The organism is Erythrobacter sp. HI0063 (assembly GCF_001635685.1).
In the GTDB taxonomy this organism is placed as follows: domain Bacteria; phylum Pseudomonadota; class Alphaproteobacteria; order Sphingomonadales; family Sphingomonadaceae; genus Qipengyuania.
In genome coordinates this window covers 1-22,498 of sequence record NZ_LWFF01000086.1, presented here as the reverse complement: position 1 = coordinate 22,498, position 22,498 = coordinate 1, and the positions used below count along the sequence as shown (strand labels likewise).

Annotated in this window: 22 protein-coding genes, 1 tRNA gene and 1 pseudogene; 15 read left to right on the top strand and 9 right to left on the bottom strand. The window is 63.3% G+C overall.

Annotated elements, in window-relative coordinates:
• Position 1 precedes the first annotated feature (1 nt).
• Positions 2–310, bottom strand: a pseudogene (locus A3736_RS04065) (phage shock protein PspA); the annotation flags it as partial.
• Between A3736_RS04065 and pspF the strand changes: the two are divergent.
• The gene (gene pspF / locus A3736_RS04060; protein WP_067679588.1) at positions 290–1,303 is read left to right on the top strand and encodes a phage shock protein operon transcriptional activator; all 1,014 of its coding nucleotides are present in this window, start codon (positions 290–292) and stop codon (positions 1,301–1,303) included. The pseudogene A3736_RS04065 and the gene pspF sit on opposite strands and share 21 nt — an antisense overlap.
• Here the strand turns inward: pspF and A3736_RS04055 are convergent, their stop codons facing one another.
• Positions 1,304–1,651: a hypothetical protein gene (locus A3736_RS04055; RefSeq protein WP_156501953.1), complete on the bottom strand. Its 348-nt coding sequence runs from the start codon at positions 1,649–1,651 to the stop codon at positions 1,304–1,306.
• A gap of 179 nt (positions 1,652–1,830) precedes the next feature.
• Between A3736_RS04055 and rimP the strand changes: the two genes are divergently transcribed.
• The 10 genes from rimP (at position 1,831) to pnp (ending at position 13,067) form a co-directional block, all read left to right on the top strand.
• Positions 1,831–2,394, top strand: a complete 564-nt coding sequence (gene rimP, locus A3736_RS04050) for a ribosome maturation protein RimP (RefSeq protein WP_067679524.1) — start codon at positions 1,831–1,833, stop codon at positions 2,392–2,394.
• Entirely contained in the window at positions 2,394–4,061 is a 1,668-nt protein-coding gene (nusA, locus tag A3736_RS04045) for a transcription termination factor NusA (protein ID WP_067679521.1), read from the top strand. Before rimP ends, nusA begins: the two co-directional genes overlap by 1 nt.
• Complete coding sequence (locus A3736_RS04040) at positions 4,042–4,899, top strand: DUF448 domain-containing protein (protein ID WP_067679517.1); 858 nt, start codon at positions 4,042–4,044, stop codon at positions 4,897–4,899. Before nusA ends, A3736_RS04040 begins: the two co-directional genes overlap by 20 nt.
• On the top strand, positions 4,900–7,500 hold the full coding sequence (gene infB, locus A3736_RS04035) for a translation initiation factor IF-2 (protein WP_067679513.1): 2,601 nt from the start codon (positions 4,900–4,902) through the stop codon (positions 7,498–7,500).
• Between the two features lie 18 nt (positions 7,501–7,518).
• Positions 7,519–7,914 carry a 30S ribosome-binding factor RbfA gene (gene rbfA, locus A3736_RS04030; RefSeq protein ID WP_067679510.1) on the top strand — a complete coding sequence of 132 codons (396 nt, stop codon included), beginning with the start codon at positions 7,519–7,521 and terminating at the stop codon, positions 7,912–7,914.
• Positions 7,914–8,489 (top strand): thymidine kinase, encoded by a 576-nt coding sequence (locus tag A3736_RS04025; protein ID WP_067679507.1) that lies wholly within the window; start codon positions 7,914–7,916, stop codon positions 8,487–8,489. The genes rbfA and A3736_RS04025 overlap by 1 nt, the downstream gene beginning before the upstream one ends.
• 24 nt (positions 8,490–8,513) lie before the next feature.
• Complete coding sequence (locus tag A3736_RS04020; RefSeq protein WP_067679505.1) at positions 8,514–9,206, top strand: site-2 protease family protein; 693 nt, start codon at positions 8,514–8,516, stop codon at positions 9,204–9,206.
• Complete coding sequence (truB, locus tag A3736_RS04015) at positions 9,203–10,309, top strand: tRNA pseudouridine(55) synthase TruB (RefSeq protein WP_067679503.1); 1,107 nt, start codon at positions 9,203–9,205, stop codon at positions 10,307–10,309. Before A3736_RS04020 ends, truB begins: the two co-directional genes overlap by 4 nt.
• Positions 10,310–10,314: 5 nt before the next feature.
• Complete coding sequence (rpsO, locus tag A3736_RS04010) at positions 10,315–10,584, top strand: 30S ribosomal protein S15 (RefSeq protein ID WP_067679500.1); 270 nt, start codon at positions 10,315–10,317, stop codon at positions 10,582–10,584.
• Between the two features lie 173 nt (positions 10,585–10,757).
• On the top strand, positions 10,758–13,067 hold the full coding sequence (pnp, locus tag A3736_RS04005; RefSeq protein ID WP_067679497.1) for a polyribonucleotide nucleotidyltransferase: 2,310 nt from the start codon (positions 10,758–10,760) through the stop codon (positions 13,065–13,067).
• Between the two features lie 82 nt (positions 13,068–13,149).
• On the opposite strand, the gene A3736_RS04000 is transcribed toward pnp, so the two are convergent.
• Positions 13,150–14,253, bottom strand: coding sequence for an NAD(P)-dependent alcohol dehydrogenase (locus A3736_RS04000; RefSeq protein WP_067679495.1), 1,104 nt, complete (start codon positions 14,251–14,253; stop codon positions 13,150–13,152).
• 95 nt (positions 14,254–14,348) lie between these two features.
• Here A3736_RS04000 and A3736_RS03995 point away from each other — a divergent pair, with 95 nt between their 5' ends.
• Positions 14,349–15,029 carry a spermidine synthase gene (locus A3736_RS03995; protein ID WP_067679492.1) on the top strand — a complete coding sequence of 227 codons (681 nt, stop codon included), beginning with the start codon at positions 14,349–14,351 and terminating at the stop codon, positions 15,027–15,029.
• A 19-nt stretch (positions 15,030–15,048) separates the two neighbouring features.
• Here A3736_RS03995 and A3736_RS03990 read toward each other — a convergent pair whose 3' ends face one another.
• From A3736_RS03990 to A3736_RS03980, 3 genes are all read right to left on the bottom strand, one after another.
• Complete coding sequence (locus tag A3736_RS03990) at positions 15,049–15,570, bottom strand: DUF1993 family protein (protein WP_067679489.1); 522 nt, start codon at positions 15,568–15,570, stop codon at positions 15,049–15,051.
• A 29-nt stretch (positions 15,571–15,599) separates the two neighbouring features.
• The gene (locus A3736_RS03985) at positions 15,600–16,781 is read right to left on the bottom strand and encodes a diguanylate cyclase (RefSeq protein WP_067679486.1); all 1,182 of its coding nucleotides are present in this window, start codon (positions 16,779–16,781) and stop codon (positions 15,600–15,602) included.
• Positions 16,782–16,954: 173 nt separating this feature from the next.
• Entirely contained in the window at positions 16,955–17,698 is a 744-nt protein-coding gene (locus A3736_RS03980) for a GcrA family cell cycle regulator (RefSeq protein WP_067679483.1), read from the bottom strand.
• A gap of 109 nt (positions 17,699–17,807) precedes the next feature.
• On the opposite strand from A3736_RS03980, the gene A3736_RS03975 reads away from it, so the two are divergent.
• Entirely contained in the window at positions 17,808–18,731 is a 924-nt protein-coding gene (locus A3736_RS03975) for an ABC transporter permease (RefSeq protein WP_082851295.1), read from the top strand.
• Between the two features lie 36 nt (positions 18,732–18,767).
• Here A3736_RS03975 and hspQ read toward each other — a convergent pair whose 3' ends face one another.
• Positions 18,768–19,148, bottom strand: coding sequence for a heat shock protein HspQ (gene hspQ / locus A3736_RS03970; RefSeq protein WP_067679480.1), 381 nt, complete (start codon positions 19,146–19,148; stop codon positions 18,768–18,770).
• Positions 19,149–19,325: 177 nt separating this feature from the next.
• Between hspQ and A3736_RS03965 the strand changes: the two genes are divergently transcribed.
• Positions 19,326–19,415, top strand: a tRNA-Ser gene (locus A3736_RS03965).
• A gap of 351 nt (positions 19,416–19,766) precedes the next feature.
• Positions 19,767–21,062, top strand: coding sequence for an integrase arm-type DNA-binding domain-containing protein (locus A3736_RS03960; RefSeq protein ID WP_067679476.1), 1,296 nt, complete (start codon positions 19,767–19,769; stop codon positions 21,060–21,062).
• A 284-nt stretch (positions 21,063–21,346) separates the two neighbouring features.
• Here the strand turns inward: A3736_RS03960 and A3736_RS16945 are convergent, their stop codons facing one another.
• Both A3736_RS16945 and A3736_RS16590 read right to left on the bottom strand, forming a co-directional pair.
• Positions 21,347–22,006, bottom strand: coding sequence for a hypothetical protein (locus tag A3736_RS16945; protein WP_156501952.1), 660 nt, complete (start codon positions 22,004–22,006; stop codon positions 21,347–21,349).
• Positions 22,007–22,022: 16 nt separating this feature from the next.
• On the bottom strand, positions 22,023–22,498 hold a 476-nt coding region (locus A3736_RS16590; protein WP_156501951.1), incomplete at its 5' end, for an IS5 family transposase.

Here is a 22,498-nt window from a genome sequence, read left to right as displayed (position 1 = left end):
ATCAACCCTCCTTATTTCCGGCGTCTTCGGGCTTGCCGAGCGCCTTTTTCATCTGTGCCAGTTCGTCGTCGATCGCGTCCGAGCCTTCCAGCGCGGCGATCTCGTCGGCCAGCGAGTTGCGGTCGCCATCGTCGGCGATCGACAGCGCATCGGCGCGGCCTTCAGCGTAATCGACGCGGCGTTCGAGCTGGTCGAAGCGCGCCAGCGCCTCGTCGGTCCGCTCGGTGCTCATCAGCGTGCGCAGCTTGACGCGGTTCTCCGCGCTTTCGAGGCGAGCGGCGATCGCGGTCTGGCGGCTGCGGGCTTCGCGTTTCTCGATGCGGTGGAGCGGACCAGCCGCGCCGCGCCGATGCGACGGCCTGTCCTGATCATCGGGGAGCGTGGGACCGGCAAGGAATTGATCGCCGAACGCCTCCACCGCCTGTCCACCCGCTGGGACGAGCCGCTGGTGACGATGAACTGCGCCGCTCTGCCCGAAACGCTGATCGAGGCCGAATTGTTCGGCCACGAGGCGGGCGCGTTCACGGGTGCGACCAAGCAGCGGGTTGGCCGGTTCGAGGAAGCGGACAAGGGCACGCTGTTTCTCGACGAGCTGGGCACGCTGTCGATGGGCGCGCAGGAGCGATTGTTGCGCGCGGTCGAATATGGCGAGGTAACGCGCATCGGCGCGAGCCGCCCTGTACGGGTCGACGTCCGCATCGTCGCCGCCACCAATGAAGATTTGCCGACCAAGGCCGAACGCGGCGATTTCCGCGCCGACCTGCTCGATCGCCTGAGCTTCGAAGTGATCACGCTGCCTCCCCTGCGGGTGCGCGAGGGTGATGTGGCAGTCCTGACCGAATATTTCGGACGGCGCATGGCGGCGGAAATCGGCTGGGACGGCTGGCCCGGCTTTGCCGACCATGTCCGCGAACAGATGGAGCAGTACGCCTGGCCGGGCAATGTCCGCGAATTGCGCAATGTGGTCGAACGCGCAGTCTATCGCTGGGACGATTGGGAAACGCCCATCGGCCACGTCATCTTCGATCCGTTCGACAGCCCGTGGAAGCCTGCGCCCTTACCCCTGCCGTCGGACAAGCGAGCGGCATTGGCGACTGGGGCGACCGCGGCGGCTCCAGAAGCGCTCGACTACGATTCGATCGCCGATCTGCGCGCCGCGGTGGACGAACACGAGAGGGCGATCGTCGAACATGCGCTCGGCAAGCACCGCTGGAACCAGCGCCAGACCGCCAAGGCGCTGGGCCTCAGCTACGACCAGCTGCGTCACTGCATAAAGAAGCACGGGCTGGGCGAAGATGGTTGATCAGCTGAATTCGGTTACGATGCGCGTTTTATAATCCAGTCCCTTGGCGGTCGCTTCTCGCTTGAGCTTATCGAGGCGTTCCTGAGAAATGCGATCGTTGAAGCGGATTTCGACGGCCTGAATATTCTGATCTGCACGAAATTGCGAATGCGTTGTCTCGATGACCAGATCTTCTTCACCCAAAGCGGTCAGCATCGGGAAAATGTCATCTTTTGCACCGTCAAGCGTCACGAACACGGTTCGGGTCTGATTTTCGCTTCCGATTACCAAACCATTGCCGCTCTCGTCTGCCCCACACGCCGATAGCGCGAAAGCCGACATCCCCAAGAACACTGTCGAAATCTTCATTTTCACCCCATCCGCTAAACCGAGGATTGGGTGGCCTATCCGTTTCCGACTTGCAAGTCGGAGCCGTTCGCTCTATCTCACACACATCCCGACATTGTCGCGACACTGGAGGGGCTGGCGCCGCGAGGGGCCGGCCACGAAGCTCTGTCGCTGCGATGCCTGTCAAATCTGGAGAACGAATGGCCGATCTGGCGCGTCTGACCGAAGTGATCGAACCCGAAGCCCAGGCGCTCGGCTTCGAGCTTGTGCGCGTCAAGATGATGCCGTCCGAGGCCAGAGACGGCGGGCAGGCCCTTCAGATCATGGCCGAGGATCCGAAGACCGGCCAGCTCGTGATCGAACAGTGCGCCGCCCTGTCGCGCCGTATCTCCGACCGGATCGATACGCTCGAAGAAGAGGGCGAAGTGCTGATCGACGGGGCCTATCACCTCGAAGTCAGCTCGCCGGGAATCGACCGCCCGCTGACCCGCGTGAAGGATTTCACCGACTGGGCCGGGCATGAGGTCAAGATCAGCATGGACAAGGCCTGGGACGGCCAGCGCACCTTGCGCGGCGATCTCAAGGGTATCGAGGATGGCATGGTGACCGTCGTCGATCGCAAGGCGGGCGAAATCAGCGTCCCGCGCGAACAGATTCATTCGGCGCAGCTCGTCTTGACCGACGCGCTGATCGCCGCCACCCAGCCGCTCGATACGAGCGGCGCCGACGAAATCGTCGAAACTGAAGAAAAGGCAGACGACTGATGGCCAGTGCCATTTCCGCCAACAAGGCCGAACTCCTCGCGATCGCCAATTCGGTCGCATCCGAGAAGATGATCGACAAATCCATCGTGATCGAAGCGATGGAAGAGGCGATCCAGAAGGCCGCGCGCGCCCGCTACGGCGCCGAGAATGACATCCGCGCCAAGCTCGATCCGAACAGCGGCGACCTGCGCCTGTGGCGCGTCGTCGAAGTGGTCGAGGAGGTCGAAGACTATTTCAAGGAAGTCGATCTCAAGGCCGCGCAAAAGCTTCAGGACGATGCCAAGATCGGCGATTTCATCGTCGACCCGCTGCCGCCGGTCGATCTCGGCCGCATTGATGCGCAGTCGGCCAAGCAGGTCATCTTCCAGAAGGTCCGCGATGCGGAGCGCGAGCGTCAGTATGAGGAATTCAAGGACCGCGCGGGCGAAGTCATCACCGGCGTGATCAAGTCGGTCGAATTCGGCCACGTCATCGTCAATCTGGGCCGGGCCGAAGGCGTCATCCGCCGCGACCAGCAGATTCCGCGCGAAGCCGCGCGTGTGGGCGAGCGCGTGCGTGCGCTTATCACCAAGGTGGAACGCAACAATCGCGGGCCCCAGATCTTCCTCAGCCGCGCCGCGCCCGATTTCATGCGCAAGCTGTTCGCGCAGGAAGTGCCCGAAATCTACGACGGCATCATCGAGATCAAGGCCGCCGCCCGCGATCCGGGCAGCCGCGCCAAGATCGGCGTTATCTCGCATGACAGCTCGATCGACCCGGTCGGGGCCTGCGTCGGCATGAAGGGCAGCCGCGTCCAGGCGGTCGTCCAGGAATTGCAGGGTGAAAAGATCGACATCATCCCCTGGAGCGAAGAGCAGGCGACCTTCATCGTCAACGCGCTCCAGCCCGCCACCGTCGCACGCGTCGTGCTTGACGAGGAAGAGGGCCGCATCGAAGTCGTCGTGCCTGACGACCAGCTGTCTCTCGCAATCGGCCGCCGCGGCCAGAACGTGCGCCTCGCCAGCCAGCTGACCGGTCACCAGATCGACATCATGACCGAGGAAGAGGCGAGCGAGAAGCGTTCGAAGGAATTCGCCGAACGCTCCAAGATGTTCGAGGAAGAGCTCGACGTGGACGAGACGCTGTCGCAGCTGCTCGTGGCCGAAGGCTTCGCCGAGCTGGACGAAGTGGCTTACGTCGAACTGGACGAGCTGGCCGCTATCGAAGGCTTCGACGAGGAGCTGGCCGAGGAACTGCAGAGCCGTGCCCTGGAAGCGATCGAGCGCCAGGAAGCCGCGCATCGCGAAACGCGCCGCGAGCTTGGCGTCGAAGACGATCTGGCGGAATTGCCGCATCTGACCGAACAGATGCTGGTCGTGCTCGGTAAGGCCGGGATCAAGACGCTCGACGATCTGGCCGATCTCGCCACCGACGAACTGATCGCCAAGAAGCGCGAAGCGCCGCGCCGCCGCCAGCCGGCGCCCGGGGATATGAGCGGCCCGCCGATGCGCCGTCCCGCGCAGCGTCCTGAAGACAAGGGCGGCGTGCTCGGCGAATTCGGTCTGAACGAAGAGCAGGGCAATGAGATCATCATGGCTGCCCGCGCACACTGGTTCGAGGATGAAGAGCCTGCGGCCGCCCCTGCCGCCGAAACACAGGAGGCCGCGCATGCGGACTCCGAACAATGAGCGCCTAGCGTCCCAGACAGACCGAGCCGAACCGGCTTCGTCCCCTGATGGGGGCGAGGGCCGGAAGGCTGCGCGTGCCGACCGCAAGCAGAGCGACCGGCGCTGCATCCTTGCAGGCGAATCCTCGCCGCGCGAGGGGCTGATCCGGCTTGCCGTATCGCCTTCGGGCCTGGTCCTGCCGGATGTGCAGGCCAAGGCACCGGGGCGGGGCGCCTGGATCGGCGTGACGCGCGCGGAACTGGAGGATGCCATCGCCAAGGGCCGTCTGAAGGCGGCGCTGGCGCGGGCGTTCAAGTCCGGCGATCTCCAAATTCCGCCCGATCTGCCCGAAAAGATCGAAAACGCTCTGGCCCGCATCCTGCTGGACCGGCTGGGACTGGAACTGAGGGCGGGAAGTCTTATCTTGGGCACCCAGCGCATCGCCGAAGCGGCGCGCGGCGGGGCGGTCGCATTGCTGTTCCACGCCGAAGATGCGAGTGAGGACGGGCGCAAGAAGCTCGACCAGGCCTGGCGCGTCGGGAGCGAGCGTGAGGGCAGCGGCGATCGCGGCCTCGTCTTGCCGCTGGACCGGATGGCGCTGTCTGTGGCATTGGGCCGCGAGAACGTGGTGCATCTGGCCGTGGGGCATCCCGCGGCGGCGGCGCGGATCGCAGGACTCCTGCAACGACTGGTCCATTTTACCGGGAGCGCATCCGATGCTCCCGCCCGGAACGCGGACTCAGGCGCGGCCCCAGGCGCCGCACCGAACGCGGATCGGGACGCGAACGACATGAATGACGACGCGGCGGCTCCCATTGGGGCGGGTCGCGAGACGAATACGGAAGAAAGAACGAGCTAGATGAGCGACGACGACAAGAAACCTGCCCGCAAGCCGCTGTCCCTCAAGGGCAGCCAGCCGGGCGAGGTCAAGCAGACCTTCAGCCATGGCCGCACCAACAAGGTGGCGGTCGAGGTGAAGCGCCGCCGCAAGCTCGTGAAGCCTGGCGAGGCCGCGCCTGCGCCCGCTCCGGCTCCCGAGGCGGCGCCTGCGCCCGCTCCGGCACAGGCCCCGACGCCGAGCCCCGCTCCGGCCCCGGCGCCCGCGCCGGTTACGAAGGCTCCCGCGCCCAAGCGTCCCGCGCCGTCCGACGAGACGCCGCAGGAACGCGTCGCCCGCCTCCAGCGCGAGGCCGAGGAAGACCGCCTGCGCATGGCCGAGGAAGCGCGCGTCCGTGAGGAGCGCGAGGCGAAACAGGCCGTCGAGGACGAGAAGAAGCGCGCCGAGACCAAGGCGCAGGAAAAGGAAGCGCAGAAGCAAGCCGAGCAGCAGGCCGAAAAGGATGCTGCCGCCCGCGCCGAGAAGAAAGCCGAGGCAGCCTCCGCGAGCGAGCAGGAGGCGTCCTCCGATGCCGCAACGGGCAATGCCGCAACCGGTGAAGCCGACGCTCCGGCCGCGCCCGCGCCGCGTCGCTTCACGCCGGTTGCCCGGCCCGAGCCCAAGCGCCCCGAAAAGCCCAAGAAGGACGACAAGAAGTCGCGCACCGCGACGACCGCGGAGCGTCCCGACAAGCGCCGTTCCGGCAAGCTGTCGGTCACCAAGGCGCTGAACGAGGACGAGGGCCGTCGGGCCCGTTCGCTCGCCGCGCTCAAGCGTGCTCGCGAAAAGGAGCGTCGCACGCATGGCGGCCCCAGCAAGCCGCGCGAAAAGCAGGTTCGCGACGTGGTGGTGCCGGAGGCGATTACCGTGCAGGAACTCGCCAACCGCATGGCCGAAAAGGGCGCGGACCTGGTCAAGGAATTGTTCAATCTCGGCATGATGGTCACCGTCAACCAGACGATCGACCAGGATACCGCCGAATTGCTGGTCGATCAGTTCGGCCACAACGTCCAGCGCGTGTCCGAAGCCGATGTCGACATCGTCAACGAAGAGGACAACGATCCCGAAGAGACGCTGCGTCCGCGTCCGCCGGTCGTCACCATCATGGGCCATGTCGATCACGGCAAGACCAGCCTGCTCGACGCGCTGCGCGGTGCCAATGTGGTGAAGGGTGAAGCCGGAGGCATCACGCAGCATATCGGCAGCTATCAGGTGAAGACGAAGAAGGGCGACGCGGTCACCTTCCTCGACACGCCAGGCCACGCCGCCTTTACCGAAATGCGTGCGCGCGGTGCCAATGTCACCGATATCGTGGTGCTGGTTGTCGCCGCCGACGACGGCGTGATGCCGCAGACGATCGAGGCGATCAATCACACCAAGGCCGCCGGCGTCCCGATGATCGTGGCGATCAACAAGGTCGACAAGCCCGAAGCCAATCCGGACAATATCCGCAACCGCCTGCTCGAACACGAAGTCATCGTGGAGAAGATGTCGGGCGACACGCAGGATGTCGAAATCTCCGCCAAGGAAAAGACCGGGCTCGACGAATTGCTCGAGGCGATCAATCTCCAGGCAGAGCTGCTCGAACTGAAGGCGCGACCCGATCGCGAGGCCGAGGCGACCGTGATCGAAGCGCAGCTCGACAAGGGCCGCGGCCCGGTCGCGACCGTGCTGGTCACGCGCGGCACTCTGAAGCGCGGCGATACGTTCGTGGTCGGCACGCAGAGCGGCCGTGTCCGTGCGATCGTCAACGATCAGGGCACGCAGATCAAGGAAGCCGGGCCGTCCATGCCGGTCGAGGTCCTGGGCCTTGGCGGCGTGCCCAATGCAGGCGACACGCTCACCGTGGTCGAGAACGAACAGCGCGCCCGCGAGGTTGCGGAGTTCCGCCAGACCAAGGCGACCGAAAAGCGAACCGCGCTCGCCCCCACCAATTTCGACACCATGTTCGCTGGCCTCCAGTCGAACGTGATCGAATTCCCGGTGCTGGTGAAGGCGGATGTGCAGGGGTCGGTCGAAGCGATCAACTCGGCGCTCCACAACCTGTCGAACGACGACATCAAGGTGCGCGTCCTGCATGCCGGAGTGGGTGCCATCACCGAAAGCGATGTGCAGCTGGCCGCCGCCAGCAATGCGCCGATCATCGGCTTCAACGTGCGCCCCAATCCCAAGGCGCGCGAACTGGTCAAGCGCGACAATGTCGAGATGAAGTATTTCGACGTGATCTATCACCTCACGGAAGAGATCACGAAGGAAATGCTCGGGGAACTCGGGCCGCTCAAGGTCGAGAACGTCATCGGCCGCGCCGAGGTCAAGGAAGTCTTCAAGTCCGGCAAGAAGGACAAGGCGGCAGGCCTGCTCGTGGTCGAAGGCATCATCCGCAAGGGCGTCCATGCGCGCCTTACGCGCGACGACGTCATCGTCTCGGCCACGACGATCGCCTCGCTGCGGCGCTTCAAGGACGACGTCGATGAGGTCCGCTCGGGTCTCGAATGCGGTGTCGTACTGGCGGATACGAACGACATCCGCGCAGGCGACCAGCTCGAAGTGTTCGAGGTGACGGAGCAAGAGCGGACTCTCTAGTCCGCTCGCCGACCCGCGATGGCAAAGCACGCGTCTTCGTCCGAACAGCAATCCGTCCGCGTCCTCAAGGTGGGGGAGCGGGTGCGGCATATCCTGTCCGAACTGCTCGCCCGGGGCGAGGCGCATGACGACGTGCTGCGCGCGCATACGATCAGCGTGACCGAGGTGCGGATGACGCCGGACCTCAGGAACGCCAAGGCTTACGTGAAGCCGCTGATGGGCGAGGACGAGACGGCAGTGCTGAAAGCGCTGCGCACCAACACTGCGTTCTTCCAGAAAGAGGTCGCGCAGCGGCTGGGATTGAAATTCGCCCCGCGCCTGAGCTTCCAGCCCGACGAAAGCTTCGACGAGGCGGACCGGATCGAGCGGTTGCTGAGCGACCCGAAGGTGGCCCGCGACCTCGACGAGGACTGATGGCCAAGCTCTATTTCTACTATGCCAGCATGAATGCGGGGAAGAGCTCCACACTGTTGCAGGCCGACTTCAACTATCGCGAGCGCGGCATGCGCACGATGGTATGGAGCGCGCGTCTCGATACGCGTGGCGAGGGCATGGTCAGGAGCCGGATCGGTCTGGAGGCGGATGCGCATCTCTACGATCCCGATACCGATTTGTGGCAGGCGATCCGCGCGGCGCACGATGTGCAACCGCTCGATTGCGTGTTGATCGACGAGGCGCAATTCCTGACGCGCGATCAGGTCTGGCAATGTGCGCGGTTGGCGGACGAAACGGGCATTCCGGTGATCTGCTATGGCCTGAGGACCGATTTTCAGGGCGAGCTCTTCCCCGGTTCTGCCGCATTGCTGGGCATTGCGGACAAATTGGTCGAACTGAAGGGCGTGTGCCATTGCGGGCGCAAGGCGACGATGAATCTGCGCGTCGATGAAAGCGGCAAGGCCGTCCGCGCGGGCGAGCAGACCGAGATCGGCGGCAACGAGCGCTACGTCGCGCTTTGCCGCAAGCATTTCACCAGCGCGCTGGCGGGCTGATCGCGCGCATCCTATCTAAGCCCCATGACCGAAACCCTCCTTCACGCCGCGATCCTGGTGCCGTGCCTGATCGTCGCTATCGTCTTCCACGAGGTGGCGCATGGCTGGATGGCGCTGATGCTCGGCGATCCGACGGCCAAGGAGCAGCGGCGGCTTTCACTCAATCCGATCCGCCATGTCGATCCCATCGGCACGCTGCTGGTGCCGGGCGCGCTGGCGCTGTTCGGCGGGCCGATCTTCGGCTGGGCGAAGCCGGTGCCGGTGAATGCGCGGCGGCTGAACAATCCGCGCTACGGCATGATGGCGGTGGCGGCGGCGGGACCGGGGACGAACCTGCTGCTGGCTTTGATCGGTGCGGTGCTGGTGGGCGTGTTCGCGGGTCTCGCCTTCGATGCGGGCGAGGCGCTGCCCGACTGGGCGGTGACGGCGGGCGGCACCTTCATTCTGATCAATGTCTTTCTCGCGCTGTTCAACCTGTTACCGATCCCGCCCTTCGACGGCTCGCACATCCTCGGCGGCCTCCTCCCCAGGCGCTATGCCCGCCACTGGCAGAAGGCGCAGGGGCTGGGCATGGTCTTCTTCGTAGTGCTCATCGCGGCGACCTGGGCCTTTCCCGATAGCGGTATCGTTGAGAACGTGGTCCTCCCGCCCGTGATGTGGGCACAACAGGTTTTCGCCGGGATCGCCGATGCGGTGGCACGGACGATCGCGACATGAGCCACCCCGCATCCGGCTGGCTGATCCTCGACAAGCCGCGCGGCATGGGTTCGACCCAGGCGGTCGGCGCGGTCAAGCGCGTCTTGCGGCAGGGCGGCCATGCGAAGACCAAGGTCGGCCATGGCGGCACGCTCGATCCGCTGGCCGAAGGGGTGCTTCCGATCGCATTGGGCGAGGCGACGAAGCTCGCCGGGCGCATGCTCGAAAGCGACAAGATCTACGCCTTCACCATCCAGTTCGGCGAAGAGACCGACACGCTCGATACGGAAGGCGAGGTTGTCCGCACGTCAGACCGGCGCCCGCCGATAGCGGCGGTTGCGGCGGTGCTCGACCATTTCACCGGCGAAATCGAGCAAGTCCCGCCCAAATATTCCGCGCTCATGATCGACGGCAAACGCGCCTACGACCGCGCCCGCGCAGGCGAGGAAGTCGAGATGAAGACCCGCCGCGTGACGGTGCACGATCTCTTCCTCCCCGGCACGGGGAGGGGGACCATCGACGAAGACGATGGTGGAAGGGCACCGCCCGCGACTGCGACTGGCGAGAGGTCGAATACGGAAAAGGTACCCCTCCACCATCCTGCTGATGGTCCCCCTTCCCGTGCCGGGGAGGAGCTGACGAGTGCCTTCGCCACCACGCTCGGCCGCCCCGATCCTTACGATCCGCAAGCGCCGCTGGAACTCGCGGACAGCGTCACACTCGTCGCGCATGTCTCGAAGGGGACGTATATCCGTTCGCTTGCACGGGACATCGCACACGCGCTTGGAACTGTGGGGCATGTTACCTATTTAAGGCGCATCAAGGCCGGGCCGTTCCGCGAGGAGCAGGCGATTTCGCTGGACACTCTTGAGGAAATCGCTAAGGGCGCGCCACTTGAACACCTTCTCCTGCCGCTGGAGGCCGGACTGGACGACATCCCGGTCCTACCCCTCGACCCGACAAGCGTGCAGGCGGTCCGCCAGGGCCGGGTCTTGTCGGAATTGTCCCAGCCCGATGGGCTCCACCTTGCGAAACTGGGCGCTGTCCCGATCGCCTTGATGGAGATCGAAGGCGGCACGGCCAGGGTCGTGCGGGGCTTCAACCTTCCCGATGTCGCGGAGTAGAATACATGTCGGTAACCGCCGAACGCAAAGCGGAAATCATCAAGGACAACGCCCAGAGCGAGGGCGACACCGGTTCCCCGGAAGTCCAGGTCGCCATCCTGACCGAACGCATCCGCAACCTGACCGAGCACTTCAAGGACAATCACAAGGACAACCACTCGCGTCGTGGGCTCCTGATGATGGTCAACCAGCGGCGCAAGCTGCTCGCCTTCCTCAAGAAGATGGATGTCGAGCGCTACAACGCCCTGATCCAGAAGCTGGGTCTGCGTAAGTAAGAGTTTTTGCGAAGGGGCGGCTCGATTGTCGCCCCTTCGTTTATCCGGCACCCGTGCAATACGGCAGGGTGCGGACCATGGAGGCGAAAAGCCTCGGACCGGACCGGGACGGAATACCCGGCACAGTAGGCCCCGCGACGCAATGTGGCGCGCGGGATCGTTAAGGAAAATACATGTTCGACACGAAAACCGTATCGCTGGAGTGGGGCGGAAAGACCCTCACTCTGGAAACCGGCCGCATCGCCCGTCAGGCCGATGGCGCCGTGCTGGCCACTTATGGCGAAACCGTGGTGCTCTGCGCCGTGACCGCCGCCAAGTCCGTGCGCGAAGGGCAGGATTTCTTCCCGCTGACCGTGCACTACCAGGAAAAATTCTCCGCTGCGGGCCGTATCCCGGGCGGCTTCTTCAAGCGCGAAGGCCGCGCCACGGAGAAGGAAACGCTGACCAGCCGTCTGATCGATCGCCCCGTGCGGCCGCTCTTCCCGGAAGGCTTCTACAACGAAATCAACGTGATTGCGCAGGTCCTCAGCTATGATGGCGAGACCGAGCCCGATATCGTCGCGATGATCGCCGCTTCGGCTGCGCTCACCATCAGCGGCGTGCCCTTCATGGGCCCGATCGGCGCGGCGCGCGTCGGCTTCCGCAATGGCGAATACGAACTGAACCCGTCGCTTTCCAGCGCGCTCGACGAAGAGGGTCGCCTCGATCTCGTCGTCGCCGCCACGCAGGACGCGGTGATGATGGTCGAATCCGAAGCCAAGGAGCTGACCGAAGAGGAAATGCTCGGCGCCGTGATGTTCGCGCACGAGGAAAGCCGTAAGGTCATCGGTGCGATCATCGATCTGGCCGAGCAGGCTGCCAACGATCCGTGGGACATGGATACCTCGGACGATACCTCGGCGATCAAAGAAAAGCTGCGCGGCATCGTCGGCGATGATATCGCCGCTGCCTACAAGCTGACCGACAAGTCGGCTCGCTCGGACGCGCTCAACGCCGCCCGCGCCAAGGCCAAGGAAGCCTTTGCCGACGAAGAACCGCAGACCCAGATGGTCGCCAACAAGGCGGTCAAGAAGCTGGAAAGCGAGATCGTGCGCGGCGCCATCCTCAAGGACGGCCAGCGTATCGACGGGCGCAAGCTCGATCAGGTCCGCCCGATCGAAGCGATGGTCGGCCTGCTGCCCCGCACGCACGGTTCGGCGCTGTTCACCCGCGGTGAAACGCAGGCGATCTGCACCACCACGCTGGGCACCAAGGATGCCGAGCAGATGATCGACGGGCTGGAAGGGCTCTCCTATTCGCCCTTCATGCTGCATTACAACTTCCCGCCCTATTCGGTCGGCGAAGTGGGTCGCTTCGGCTTCACCAGCCGCCGCGAAACCGGCCATGGCAAGCTTGCCTGGCGCGCGCTGCACCCGGTTCTGCCGAACCACGAAGATTTCCCTTACACGATCCGCATTCTGAGCGACATCACCGAGTCCAACGGCTCGTCCTCGATGGCGACGGTCTGCGGCGGGTGTCTGTCGATGATGGACGCCGGCGTTCCGATCGAACGTCCGGTCTCCGGCATTGCCATGGGCCTCATCCTCGAAGGCGACGAATTCGCCGTCCTGTCGGACATTCTGGGTGACGAAGATCACCTCGGCGACATGGACTTCAAGGTCGCGGGTTCGGAAAAGGGCATCACCTCGCTCCAGATGGACATCAAGGTCGCCGGCATCACGCAGGAGATCATGACCAAGGCGCTCGAACAGGCCAAGGCCGGTCGCGCGCATATTCTGGGCGAAATGAACAAGGCGCTCGGTTCTGCGCGCTCGGGCGTGTCCAAGCACGCGCCGCGCATCGAGACGATGCAGATCGACAAGTCCAAGATCCGCGACGTGATCGGCACGGGCGGCAAGGTGATCCGCGAGATCGTCGCCGAAACCGGTGCCAAGGTCGACATCGACGACGAGGGCACGATCAAGATTTCGTCGAGCAATGCCGACGAGATCGAAGCCGCGAAGAAGTGGATCGAAGGCATCGTCGAAGAAGCGGAAGTCGGCAAGATCTACAACGGCAAGGTCGTAAACATCGTCGATTTCGGTGCCTTCGTGAACTTCATGGGCGGCAAGGACGGTCTCGTCCATGTCAGCGAAATGAAGAACGAGCGCGTCGAAAAGCCGACCGACGTCGTGTCGGAAGGCCAGGAAGTGAAGGTCAAGGTCCTCGAAATCGACAATCGCGGCAAGGTCCGCCTGTCGATGCGCGTGGTCGACCAGGAAACCGGCGAAGAGCTGGAGGACACCCGTCCTCCGCGCGAACCGCGTGAAGGCGGTGGTGGCCGTGGCGGCGATCGCCGTGGCCCGCGTGGTGGCGGCGGCGGCGGTGGCCGTGGCGGCGACCGTGGTGGTCGCGGCGGCGGACGCGGCAATGACCGGGGCGGCAACCGCGATGGCGGCTCCAACGATGGACCGGCGCATGTGCCGGACTTCCTGAAGGACTGATCCTTCGGATGGACCAACAGAAAAGGGGCCGCGGCGATGCTGCGGCCCCTTTTTCGTGTCGGCAGTTTCTCTCTGCTGTCGGTCAGCCCATTTCGAGGATCGGCTTCATCACCTTGCCATCATGCAGGTCCTTAACCGCCTGGTTGATGTCGTCGAAGCTGTAGCGTTTCACCAGCCGATCGAACGGGAAGCGGTCCTGAAGGTGCAGGCGCACCAGTTCGGGGATGAACTGCTTGACCTTGGAATCGCCTTCCACGCAGCCGACGATCTTGCGACCCGACAGGATTTGTTCGTTGGCATCGAAGCTGTAATCGGTGCCCGAAGGCGGCGCGCCGACCACCACCATTGTGCCGCGCTTGGCAAGGCTGCCCCAGGCGGCGCGCGCGGCGTTGGCATTGCCGCTACACTCGATTGCGTAATCGACACCTTCGGCCACGATCTTGCGGATTTCCTCGCCGAGATCGGTGTCCTTCGAAACCTCGACCGAATGCGTCGCGCCCAGTTCCTTTGCGAGCTTCAGGCGTTCGGCGTTCATGTCGACTGCGATGATCGTGCTGCACCCGGCAAGGCGGGCCGCCATCACCGCCGACATACCCACGCTGCCGACGCCCGAGACCAAGAGGGCCGAACCCGCCTGGGGCTTAGCCGTGCGCAACACGGAGCCTGCGCCGGTCTGGATGCCGCAGCCCAGCGGGCCGAGTAGCGAGATGTCGACATCCTCCTCGATCTTCACGACATTGCGTTCATGCGCGATCGAAAGCGTGGCGAAGCTCGATTGCTGGAAGAAGGCGGCGTTGGGCCCGTCCGCGAAAACCGCGTCCTCGTCGCCCTGCCGCTTGTTCATGAAATTGAGCGCTTCGAAATCCTGGCAATAAGCCGGATCGCCTTCTTCGCAGGGGCGGCAATGGCCGCACGATCCGTATGAAAGCACCACCTTGTCGCCGGGTGCCAGATCGCGGACATGCTCGCCGACGGCCTTGACCGTGCCGGCACCTTCATGGCCGAGCACAACGGGGAAATTCGTCGGCAGATCGCCGTTCTGCACGGCGAGGTCGGTATGGCAGACGCCCACTGCGGCCAATTCGACCAGCACTTCATGCGCGCCGGGATCGTCGATGGTTTTCTCGACGATTTCGAAATCCGCTCCGGCTTTTTGGACCATGGCGATGCGGGCTTGGTTGGGCATAGGGGTGTCTCCTTCGTATCTACCCGATCAACCGCTGCCCAGGCCGGACAGTTCCGACGTGCATCGCAGCGAGCGCGGCGCTAGAGCCTGTCGCCATGCTTCCTCGCGAAACCCTTGCCACTGCGCAGATACCCGGCGGCGACACGCTGACCCTGATTTCCCACGGACGCGATTTCGTCATCATGCTCGGCAGGGACGAGCTGATGGGGACGCGGATGCAGTTCTCCGAAGAACAACTGGCCGAGCTCACGCTAGCCGAACTGGCGCGTCCGAAGCCACGGGTGCTGATCGGCGGCTATGGCATGGGCTTCACCTATCGAGCCGCGCTGGCGCATCTGCCGGAGGGTGGCAGCGTGACGGTGGCGGAAGTCGTGCCCGAAATCCTCGAATGGGCGCGCGGGCCTCTGTCCGACCTTACCGGACAGTCCCTGTCCGATCCGCGCGGCGAGGTGGTTCTGTGCGATGTCGCGGCGCTGATCGACGATGCCAATGACGGCACGCTACCCAAGTGGGATGCGATCCTGCTCGATGTCGATAACGGGCCCGATGGTATCGTGCGCGACCAGAACAGCCGGCTCTATACCCGCACCGGCCTCGCCAAGGCGCGCGAGGCGCTGAATATGGGCGGTATCCTGGCCATCTGGTCCGCCGCGCCGGACCACAAATTTACCGTGCGATTGAAGGAAGCGGGCTTCGCCGTGGATGTCCGCGCTGTCCGCGCACGGCCCAACAATAAGGGCCCGCGCCACACGATCTGGTTTGCTCGCAAGAGTTGAGCAACAGGGTCGAAACGACCTAGCGCCGCATGCGCAACCGGCCGAGGAAATCGGTCTTGCCGATCTTGATGCCCAGCATGCGCAGAATGTCGTACGCCGTGGCGGCGTGGAACGCGTAATTGGGCTGGCTGAAGCTCAGCAGGAAATCCTCGGCATCGAAGGGAAGCGACAGCTTGCCGAATTCGAAGCGGACTTCCTGGCCGATCTTTTCTTCGAGCTCTTCCAAGCCAACCTTTTCCAGCGCGGCCCTGGCCTCGTCCAGCTGCGCGCGTAGACCGTCGAAGCTGGCAGGCGGGGGCGCCATGTCGGGACTGAAGCGGCCTTCGTTCAGCGCCGCGATCGCGGACTGGGTGTGCACGGCGACGCTTTTCACCTGATAGGCGAATGGCAGCATGTCTTCGTAGATGCGTGCGCCCAGCACCGTCTCGGCAGCGCGGCCTTGCTCATCGCACCATGTGTCGGCGGTATCGATCAGGCCGCGCGTGCTGCCGATGATCTGCAATGCGCTGGGAACGAAGGCTGCGTGGAGCGAGATGGGCATAGCGGTTCCTTGAGGACTTGCGGACGGGGTCAGGCGACTTCTTCGAGACGGGTGAGATGGCGGCGGAAATCGGTCAGCGCGATCGAGCGGTCCCGCCCGGCATCCTTGGCGGCGTAAAGCGCCCTGTCGGTGCGCCTGATCACGGTTTCGAGGGTTTCTTCGGCCAGTACGGCCGACAGCCCGGCACTGGCAGTGACGGGGAAGGGCAGTTCCGGAACGCGCTGCGCCACCACGGCCGGGACGTTTCGCCTGGCGGCTTCGGCATCGCGCCGCCAGTCTTCGCCGTAGAGAAGCAGGACGAATTCCTCGCCCCCCATGCGCGCCGGAAAGATGTTTTCTCCCGCACCGAGCGCCGCGCCGACGGCGACGAGCACCCTGTCGCCCGTATCGTGGCCGAAATTGTCGTTGATGCGCTTGAAGAGATCGCAATCCAGCACCGCGATGCCGACGGGCCGCACCGCGCAGGAAGTGAAGTGATGTTCCAGTCCGCGCCGATTGGCAATCCCGGTGAGGGGGTCCAGCGCGCTGGCTTCGGTCGCCTGGCGCATTCCGACAAGAGCACGGTCGCGTTGGTCCTGCACGATCCGAAACCCGTCGCCGATGCCTATCGGTGTCACTATCAACTCGACCATCAAGGCAGCCAGCATGGCCTGGGCATAGAAGGGAAGCGGGCCTCCCAGTATAAGCTCGCTATAGATAGCGACCAGACCGACCGCGATGGCGGGGCCCCAGGCGATCGACTGGAACAGGGCGGGACGGCTTTTCTGGCGGATCGCGGACCAAAGGCCAAACGTCATCATCAGCACCATCACCAGCACCACAGCGCTGTGGACCCAGAGGGGTACTGACCCGCGCGCGATCAGAGGCGCGCATAGCGCGAGGCCGACGCCGATCGGAAAGACCGCCCAGAACAGCCGGCGCAAGTGATTGAGGCCGAGCGAGCGTTCGAGATAAGTCGCCATGACTGGTCCCGCGAGTGCGATGCTCACATCGGTAGCGACGAGGCGCGCGACGAGCAGCGCCTGCGGATCGGCGAAGATGAAACCCGCCATTGGCGGAAAGGTGAAGGCGAGCAGGCCGATCGCGAGCAGGCGCGCGCTGATCCAGAGCAGGAATTGGCGTCCGATCACGAAATAAAGGCCCGCCGCGCCCGCCGCGAAGGCGAGCATGCAGGCGGTCCATGCCCCGATCGTGAAACTCGCCCAATCCATCCGTGCGCTTCCGTGTCCCCTAAGGGGCTCTCTCGCACGCTGCGACGGCCCCGGCAATATATTGCCGCTTCGGGGCTATGGTTCGCTTAAGCGACAGCGTTAACGCCGCAGTTACGGCTGCCCGAATTCGACCGGGCGCGGCCCGTGCGGGCGGATCCGCACGGGTAATACCATCAGCGCACGCGCGGACCGCCGAACGGCAGCGGGGGCGGAGGACGTCGCGCACCGCGCGGCAGCTGTGCCTGATAGGCCCGCCCGCAATGTTCGACGCAATAGGGGAAGCCGGGATTGACCGCTTCGCCGCAGAAATGGAAATCCGGCTCGCCCGGATGGCCCATCGGCCAGCGGCAGACCTTTTCGCTCAGATCCAGCAGGCTGGTCTTGTCGGCGATGTCCGGGCTGGGCTTGGCGGGCACCAGGCGGCGCGGCGGCGCGGGCGGGATCGGCGGCTGCTGATCGCCGGGGCCCTGACGCAGGAAGCCACCCGGGCCGACCGAAACGATCTTGGGCGAATCCGGCTGCTTGTTGGGCATCGGCTGCGACGTGGCGCCGCCTGCGTTGGCGGAGTTGTTGACGGGCGGCGGAGCCGCAGCGGCGGGCGCAGGTGCAGTTGGGGCAGGCGTCGGCGTCGGCGCCGGAGCCGCTGCGGGCGCAGGCGCTTGTGTCGGCGCGGCCTTCTTGGCGGCGGGTTTCTTCGCCGCTGCGGGCTTGGCGGCGGGTGCCGCCTTCTTGGCGGGCGCAGCTTTCTTTTCGGCGGCCTTCACCGGAGACGGGCGCGCCTTCAGACCCAGGCGATGCGCCTTGCCGATGACGGCATTGCGGCTGACACCGCCCAATTCCTCCGCGATCTGGCTGGCGGTGGAGCCGCCTTCCCACATTTTCTTCAGCGTCGCGATGCGTTCGTCGGTCCAGCTCATGCGTCAATCGTATCCTGTCTGAGGCCGCAGTGTGCCCGCTGCGAATTTGCGGGACGACCGGGCCGGGCAAGCCTTGCCAGCGCGGGTGCCAGGGCCTAGTCGCGCCATCATGGCCGATCAAGCCCAGACTCCCCAATCGAGCCCCGCCGGGTTCGCAGCCGACACCGATGCCACATTCGTGCCGGGTGGGGATGCGGGAAGGACTCGCTTTGCGCCGCGCGGACAACCGGTCATCACCGGCATCAACCGCATCGGCCTTTGGAGCCTCTATATTAAGGAGGTTCGCCGGTTTCTCAAGGTCCAGACGCAGACGATCTGGGGTCCGGCGGTCAGTACGGTCCTGTTTCTGGTGATCTTCGACGTGGCCCTGGGGCGCGGCGATCGCAGTGTGCTGGGCGTGCCCTTCGCCGATTTCATCGCACCGGGCCTGATTGTCATGGCGATGATGCAGAACGCCTTTGCCAATGCGAGCTTCTCGTTTTTGTCGGGCAAGATCCAGGGGACGATCATCGATCTGCTGATGCCCCCGCTTTCCGAAGGCGAGCTGATGGCGGGGATCGTCCTAGCTGCGATGACGCGCGCTGTGGCAGTGGGTGCGGCGCTGGCCCTGGCGATCGCGCTGTATCCCGGCGCAGACCTGCATCTGGCGGGCTGGGGCGGAGCACTCGCCATCGTGTGGTTCGGCCTGATGGGTGCCGCGATGCTGAGCCTGTTCGGCCTCGTCACCTCGCTCTGGGCCGAGAAATTCGATCACAATGCGGCGATAACGACTCTCGTGGTGGCGCCGCTCGCGCTCCTTTCGGGCACGTTCTACCTGATCGACAATCTGGCCCCGCTGTTCCAGACGATCAGCCGTCTCAACCCGTTCTTTTACGTTATCTCGGGCTTCCGGTACGGATTCCTCGGCGCAAGCGATATCGGCGCGGGCACGATGCCGGTGGTCTGGGCGGGAATCGGGCTGGGCGCATTCAATCTGGCGCTGGCCGTCATCTGCTACAAGCTGCTGAAATCGGGCTGGAAGATCAAGGCCTGACGCTGGCGCTTCCGCGCGCACATTCCCCAATGAAGTTTAGTGAGTCAGCGCACGCTGCATGCGATAGCGGCCTTGCGCGAACCCATCGAACAGCCGCGCGACTTCGGGGTGGTCGACCGGGCCGTTCGCCGCGTCGCGCACCAGATTCTGCTGGCTGACATAGGCGACGTAGCTCTCGTCCTCGTTCTCGGCGAACAGGTGGTAGAAGGGCTGATCGCGATCGGGCCGAATGCTTTCGGGAATCGAATCGTACCATTCCTCGCTGTTCGCGAAGACCGGATCGATATCGAAGATCACGCCGCGAAAATCGAACATGCGGTGGCGCACGACATCGCCGATGGCGAAGCGGGTCTTGAGAAGGGCGGGGGCATCGATCGTGCGACCGGCCTGGGGAGAGAAGAACAGGCTGCGTTCCATAGATGTTGGATATGGGGTGCGGCCGCGTGGGCACAAGGGCGCGCAAGGGGTCGTCCACGGTTATCGTATGCGGAGCGCGTATAATTGCCTTGGCAAGTCCGCGCCCCTGCGCTAACGGCGCGGCTCCCAAACGACCGGGGATGCCGATCGGGCCACTGCCCGATGATCGCGCACTGCGGAGAGGTGGCAGAGTGGTCGAATGCGCTGCACTCGAAATGCAGTGTGCGGGCAACCGTACCGTGGGTTCGAATCCCACCCTCTCCGCCATTAATGCTTATCATCTGCGATCAGGTATGATCAAAATTGTTAGTTCTCCGGGCCTTACGGCAACCAGGAGATATCTTTTTTGATCACGCGATATCAGCCAATATCACACGGCAGGGGGTATGCGAGGGGGTATCGATATGCGGAACAGGGGGTATTGCAAAACTTCGGCGATCGACCACTCTAAACGGTATCGTAGGCGACAATTGGCAACCTTGACTTTCGCGTCCCGCTCAATCGCGATCATTAAATATCAATCCATTACAGAAGGATAGCACCTTCTTGAACGCGGAGCGTTCGTAGGACAGCTGGTCAGAAGCTTGTGGTAATCAAGTTTCGAAGAAAGATCAGAGAATGTTGACGGATGCTCAGTGCAAGGGCGCAAAAGGTGGAGCCAAACCTTACAAACTGACGGATTCTAGGGGGCTCTACCTTCATGTATCGCCGACCGGACACCGGTCTTGGAGGCATAAATACAGATATGGCGGCAAGGAGAAGCTTCGCACGCTTGGGAGCTATCCAGATGTCGGACTCAGGGAAGCACGTGAACTTCGCGACGAAGACAAGCGTTTGCTCAGGGGAGGAAAGGATCCGATTGTCGAGGCCAAGCGCGCATCGCTTGCTGGCCGCCTTGCTGCGGCTCATACCTTCGAGGTCATTGCGCGCGAATGGTTTTCAAAACAGGAGCTGCGTTGGAAGCCGGTCCATGCGAAGGACGTCATTGTAAGCTTGGAGCGCGATGTCTTCGAAGACATTGGTTCGCTTCCAATTACGGCAATTGATGCGACCCATGTGCTCGCGACCTTGCAGAAGGTCGAGGACCGAGGCGCTATTGAAACCGCTCATCGGCTGCGCCAGCGTATTTCAGCGATATACGCTTATGCGATCGCGAACGGCCATGCCACATCCGATCCTGCCGCATCGCTCGTGAAAGTGCTCAAGGCTAAACCGTCGAAGCGACGCTGGCCGGCAGTGATAACGATTAAAGAGGCTCAAGACGTATTGTCACTCACCGATACTGCCGAAGCCAGTCCGGTCGTCAAGCTCGCTGCGCGCTTCCTGGCGTTGACTGCACAGAGGCCGGGAATGATTCGGTGGCTCGAATGGGAAGACATCCGCGAGTTCAATCCTGAAGCCGGGGGGTGCGATACCGAAGCAATCTGGATTGCACCGGCGGTCAAAATGAAACAGGAACTGGAACAGCGCGAAGACGAAAGTTTCAATCATCCAGTGCCGCTTGGGCTGGCGGCATCGGACGTGCTGCGCGAAGCGTGGAAGTTCAGCGCTGGTAGCAATTACGTATTCCCTGGTGCGCATTCCATTCACAAGCCGATGTCGGAAAACGCTCTGAGCTACTTGCTTCTGAGAGAAGGTCTACGAAAGCGCCATGTCCCTCATGGCTGGCGTTCCACGTTCAGCACGATCATGAACGAGTGGATCGTTGAGCATGGTGGGCCACGAGACCCGCTGATTATTGATCTGATGCTCGCCCACACGCCGACCGGATTGTCGGGCAGTGAGCTTCGCTACATGCGGGCCAGCTTCATTGACCGGCGCCGCAAGCTTGCGGCGATTTGGGCTGATATTCTGCTATCCGACGCGTTAGCCGTCGGACAAATCGGTGAAGGGCGGCGGCGGCGCAAGGCCTGACCATCAAGCCTTGCGAACGCGGCGACGGCTCATAATCCAAGCCCAAACCTCCTCGCCCAACCACTTGACTGAACCGCCGATCTCGAAAGGTTGCGGGAAGTCAGGAAGCTTGCTGTAGCGCCGCGCGCTGACCACGCTGACATTGCACATATCTGCGATTTGCTTGCAGCACACGAATTTAGGTCCAGTGTATCTCATGAAAGTCCTCTATTGTTTAGGACATCCTCATTGAATCACACTGGCCTATCTGAAATCAGACAAAAATGATTCTGGCGGATTTAATGTCACCGTGATCGCAACACGTTGCGCACAGTCCCGACCGACGGCGGATAATAGCCGTGCGGATCAACCGGCAATTCACTTTGCTCGCGGAACTCCCTGAAAACCCGGTGTATGAAGCGCAAGAAAGGCGAACTCGGTCCCGATGCCGTGTCATGAGCGGTCGGCTGCGACGCCAAGACCTCTTCGTAGAGCGCCGCGAGATCGCGAATAAAGGTTTTTTGCTCCCTGTTCGGCTTGTTGCCGGGGCGCATACCAACGGGCCCAACTCCTTTCTGCTTAGGCTGATTTTGAGCGCGAACATATTCCTCGCGGATCGCTTCCACTTCATTGTGGAGGGCTGCGATGCCGGGAAGACCGGGGGTCATCCGAAGGTCTGACAAAGGATTACCGATTAATTTTGGAGAAATGAGGTCATCGAACTGGTTTTTTGCCATCTCAGCGCGAAACCGTCCGTGTAGGGCCTCCGCAAGCCTATGAAGTGTTTCAGACCGAATTGGTTCGACTTCGTCGGTTTCAACCTTGTGCCGCTGTATCTGCCCAACAAGTTCTTCAGCAGCTTGTGCGATCAATTTCGCACCATCTCGAATAGTGCGAAGGCAAGAAAGATAGGCTAGTTTGTCTAGACCTTCATTGGCGTTTTCATGCGCGAGCAGAAAAGCCAAACAAAGTTGAGCCAATCTAGGTTTCGTGGACAAAGGGTATCCAGAGTTTGACTGAGGCGAGCGCGACGAAGCCGAGATAGGATTCCTTGGTTTTGTCGTAGCGGGTCGCAACGCGTCGCCAGTTCTTGAGTTTATTGAACAGTCGCTCGATCAGGTTGCGCCACTTGTATTTCGCGCGATCATGCGCGGCGGGATTACGCCGGCCCGCCTTGGCCGGGATCACCGCCTCGACGCCCGCCGCCTCAATCTCTTCGCGGATCGCATCGGCATCGTATCCCCGATCAGCCAGGAAGGCCTCGATCCGGTCAGTTATCATGCGGAACAGCGGTGCGAAGCCCTGCACATCGTGCGCTTGCCCCGGTGTCAGCACGAAGCCGAGGGGCAAGCCTCTGGCATCGCACCTTGCGTGGAGCTTGGTGGTGAAGCCGCCGCGCGATCGGCCAAGCGCCTCGGTTTGCTGAGTCCCCTTTTTATGCCGACGGCACAATGATG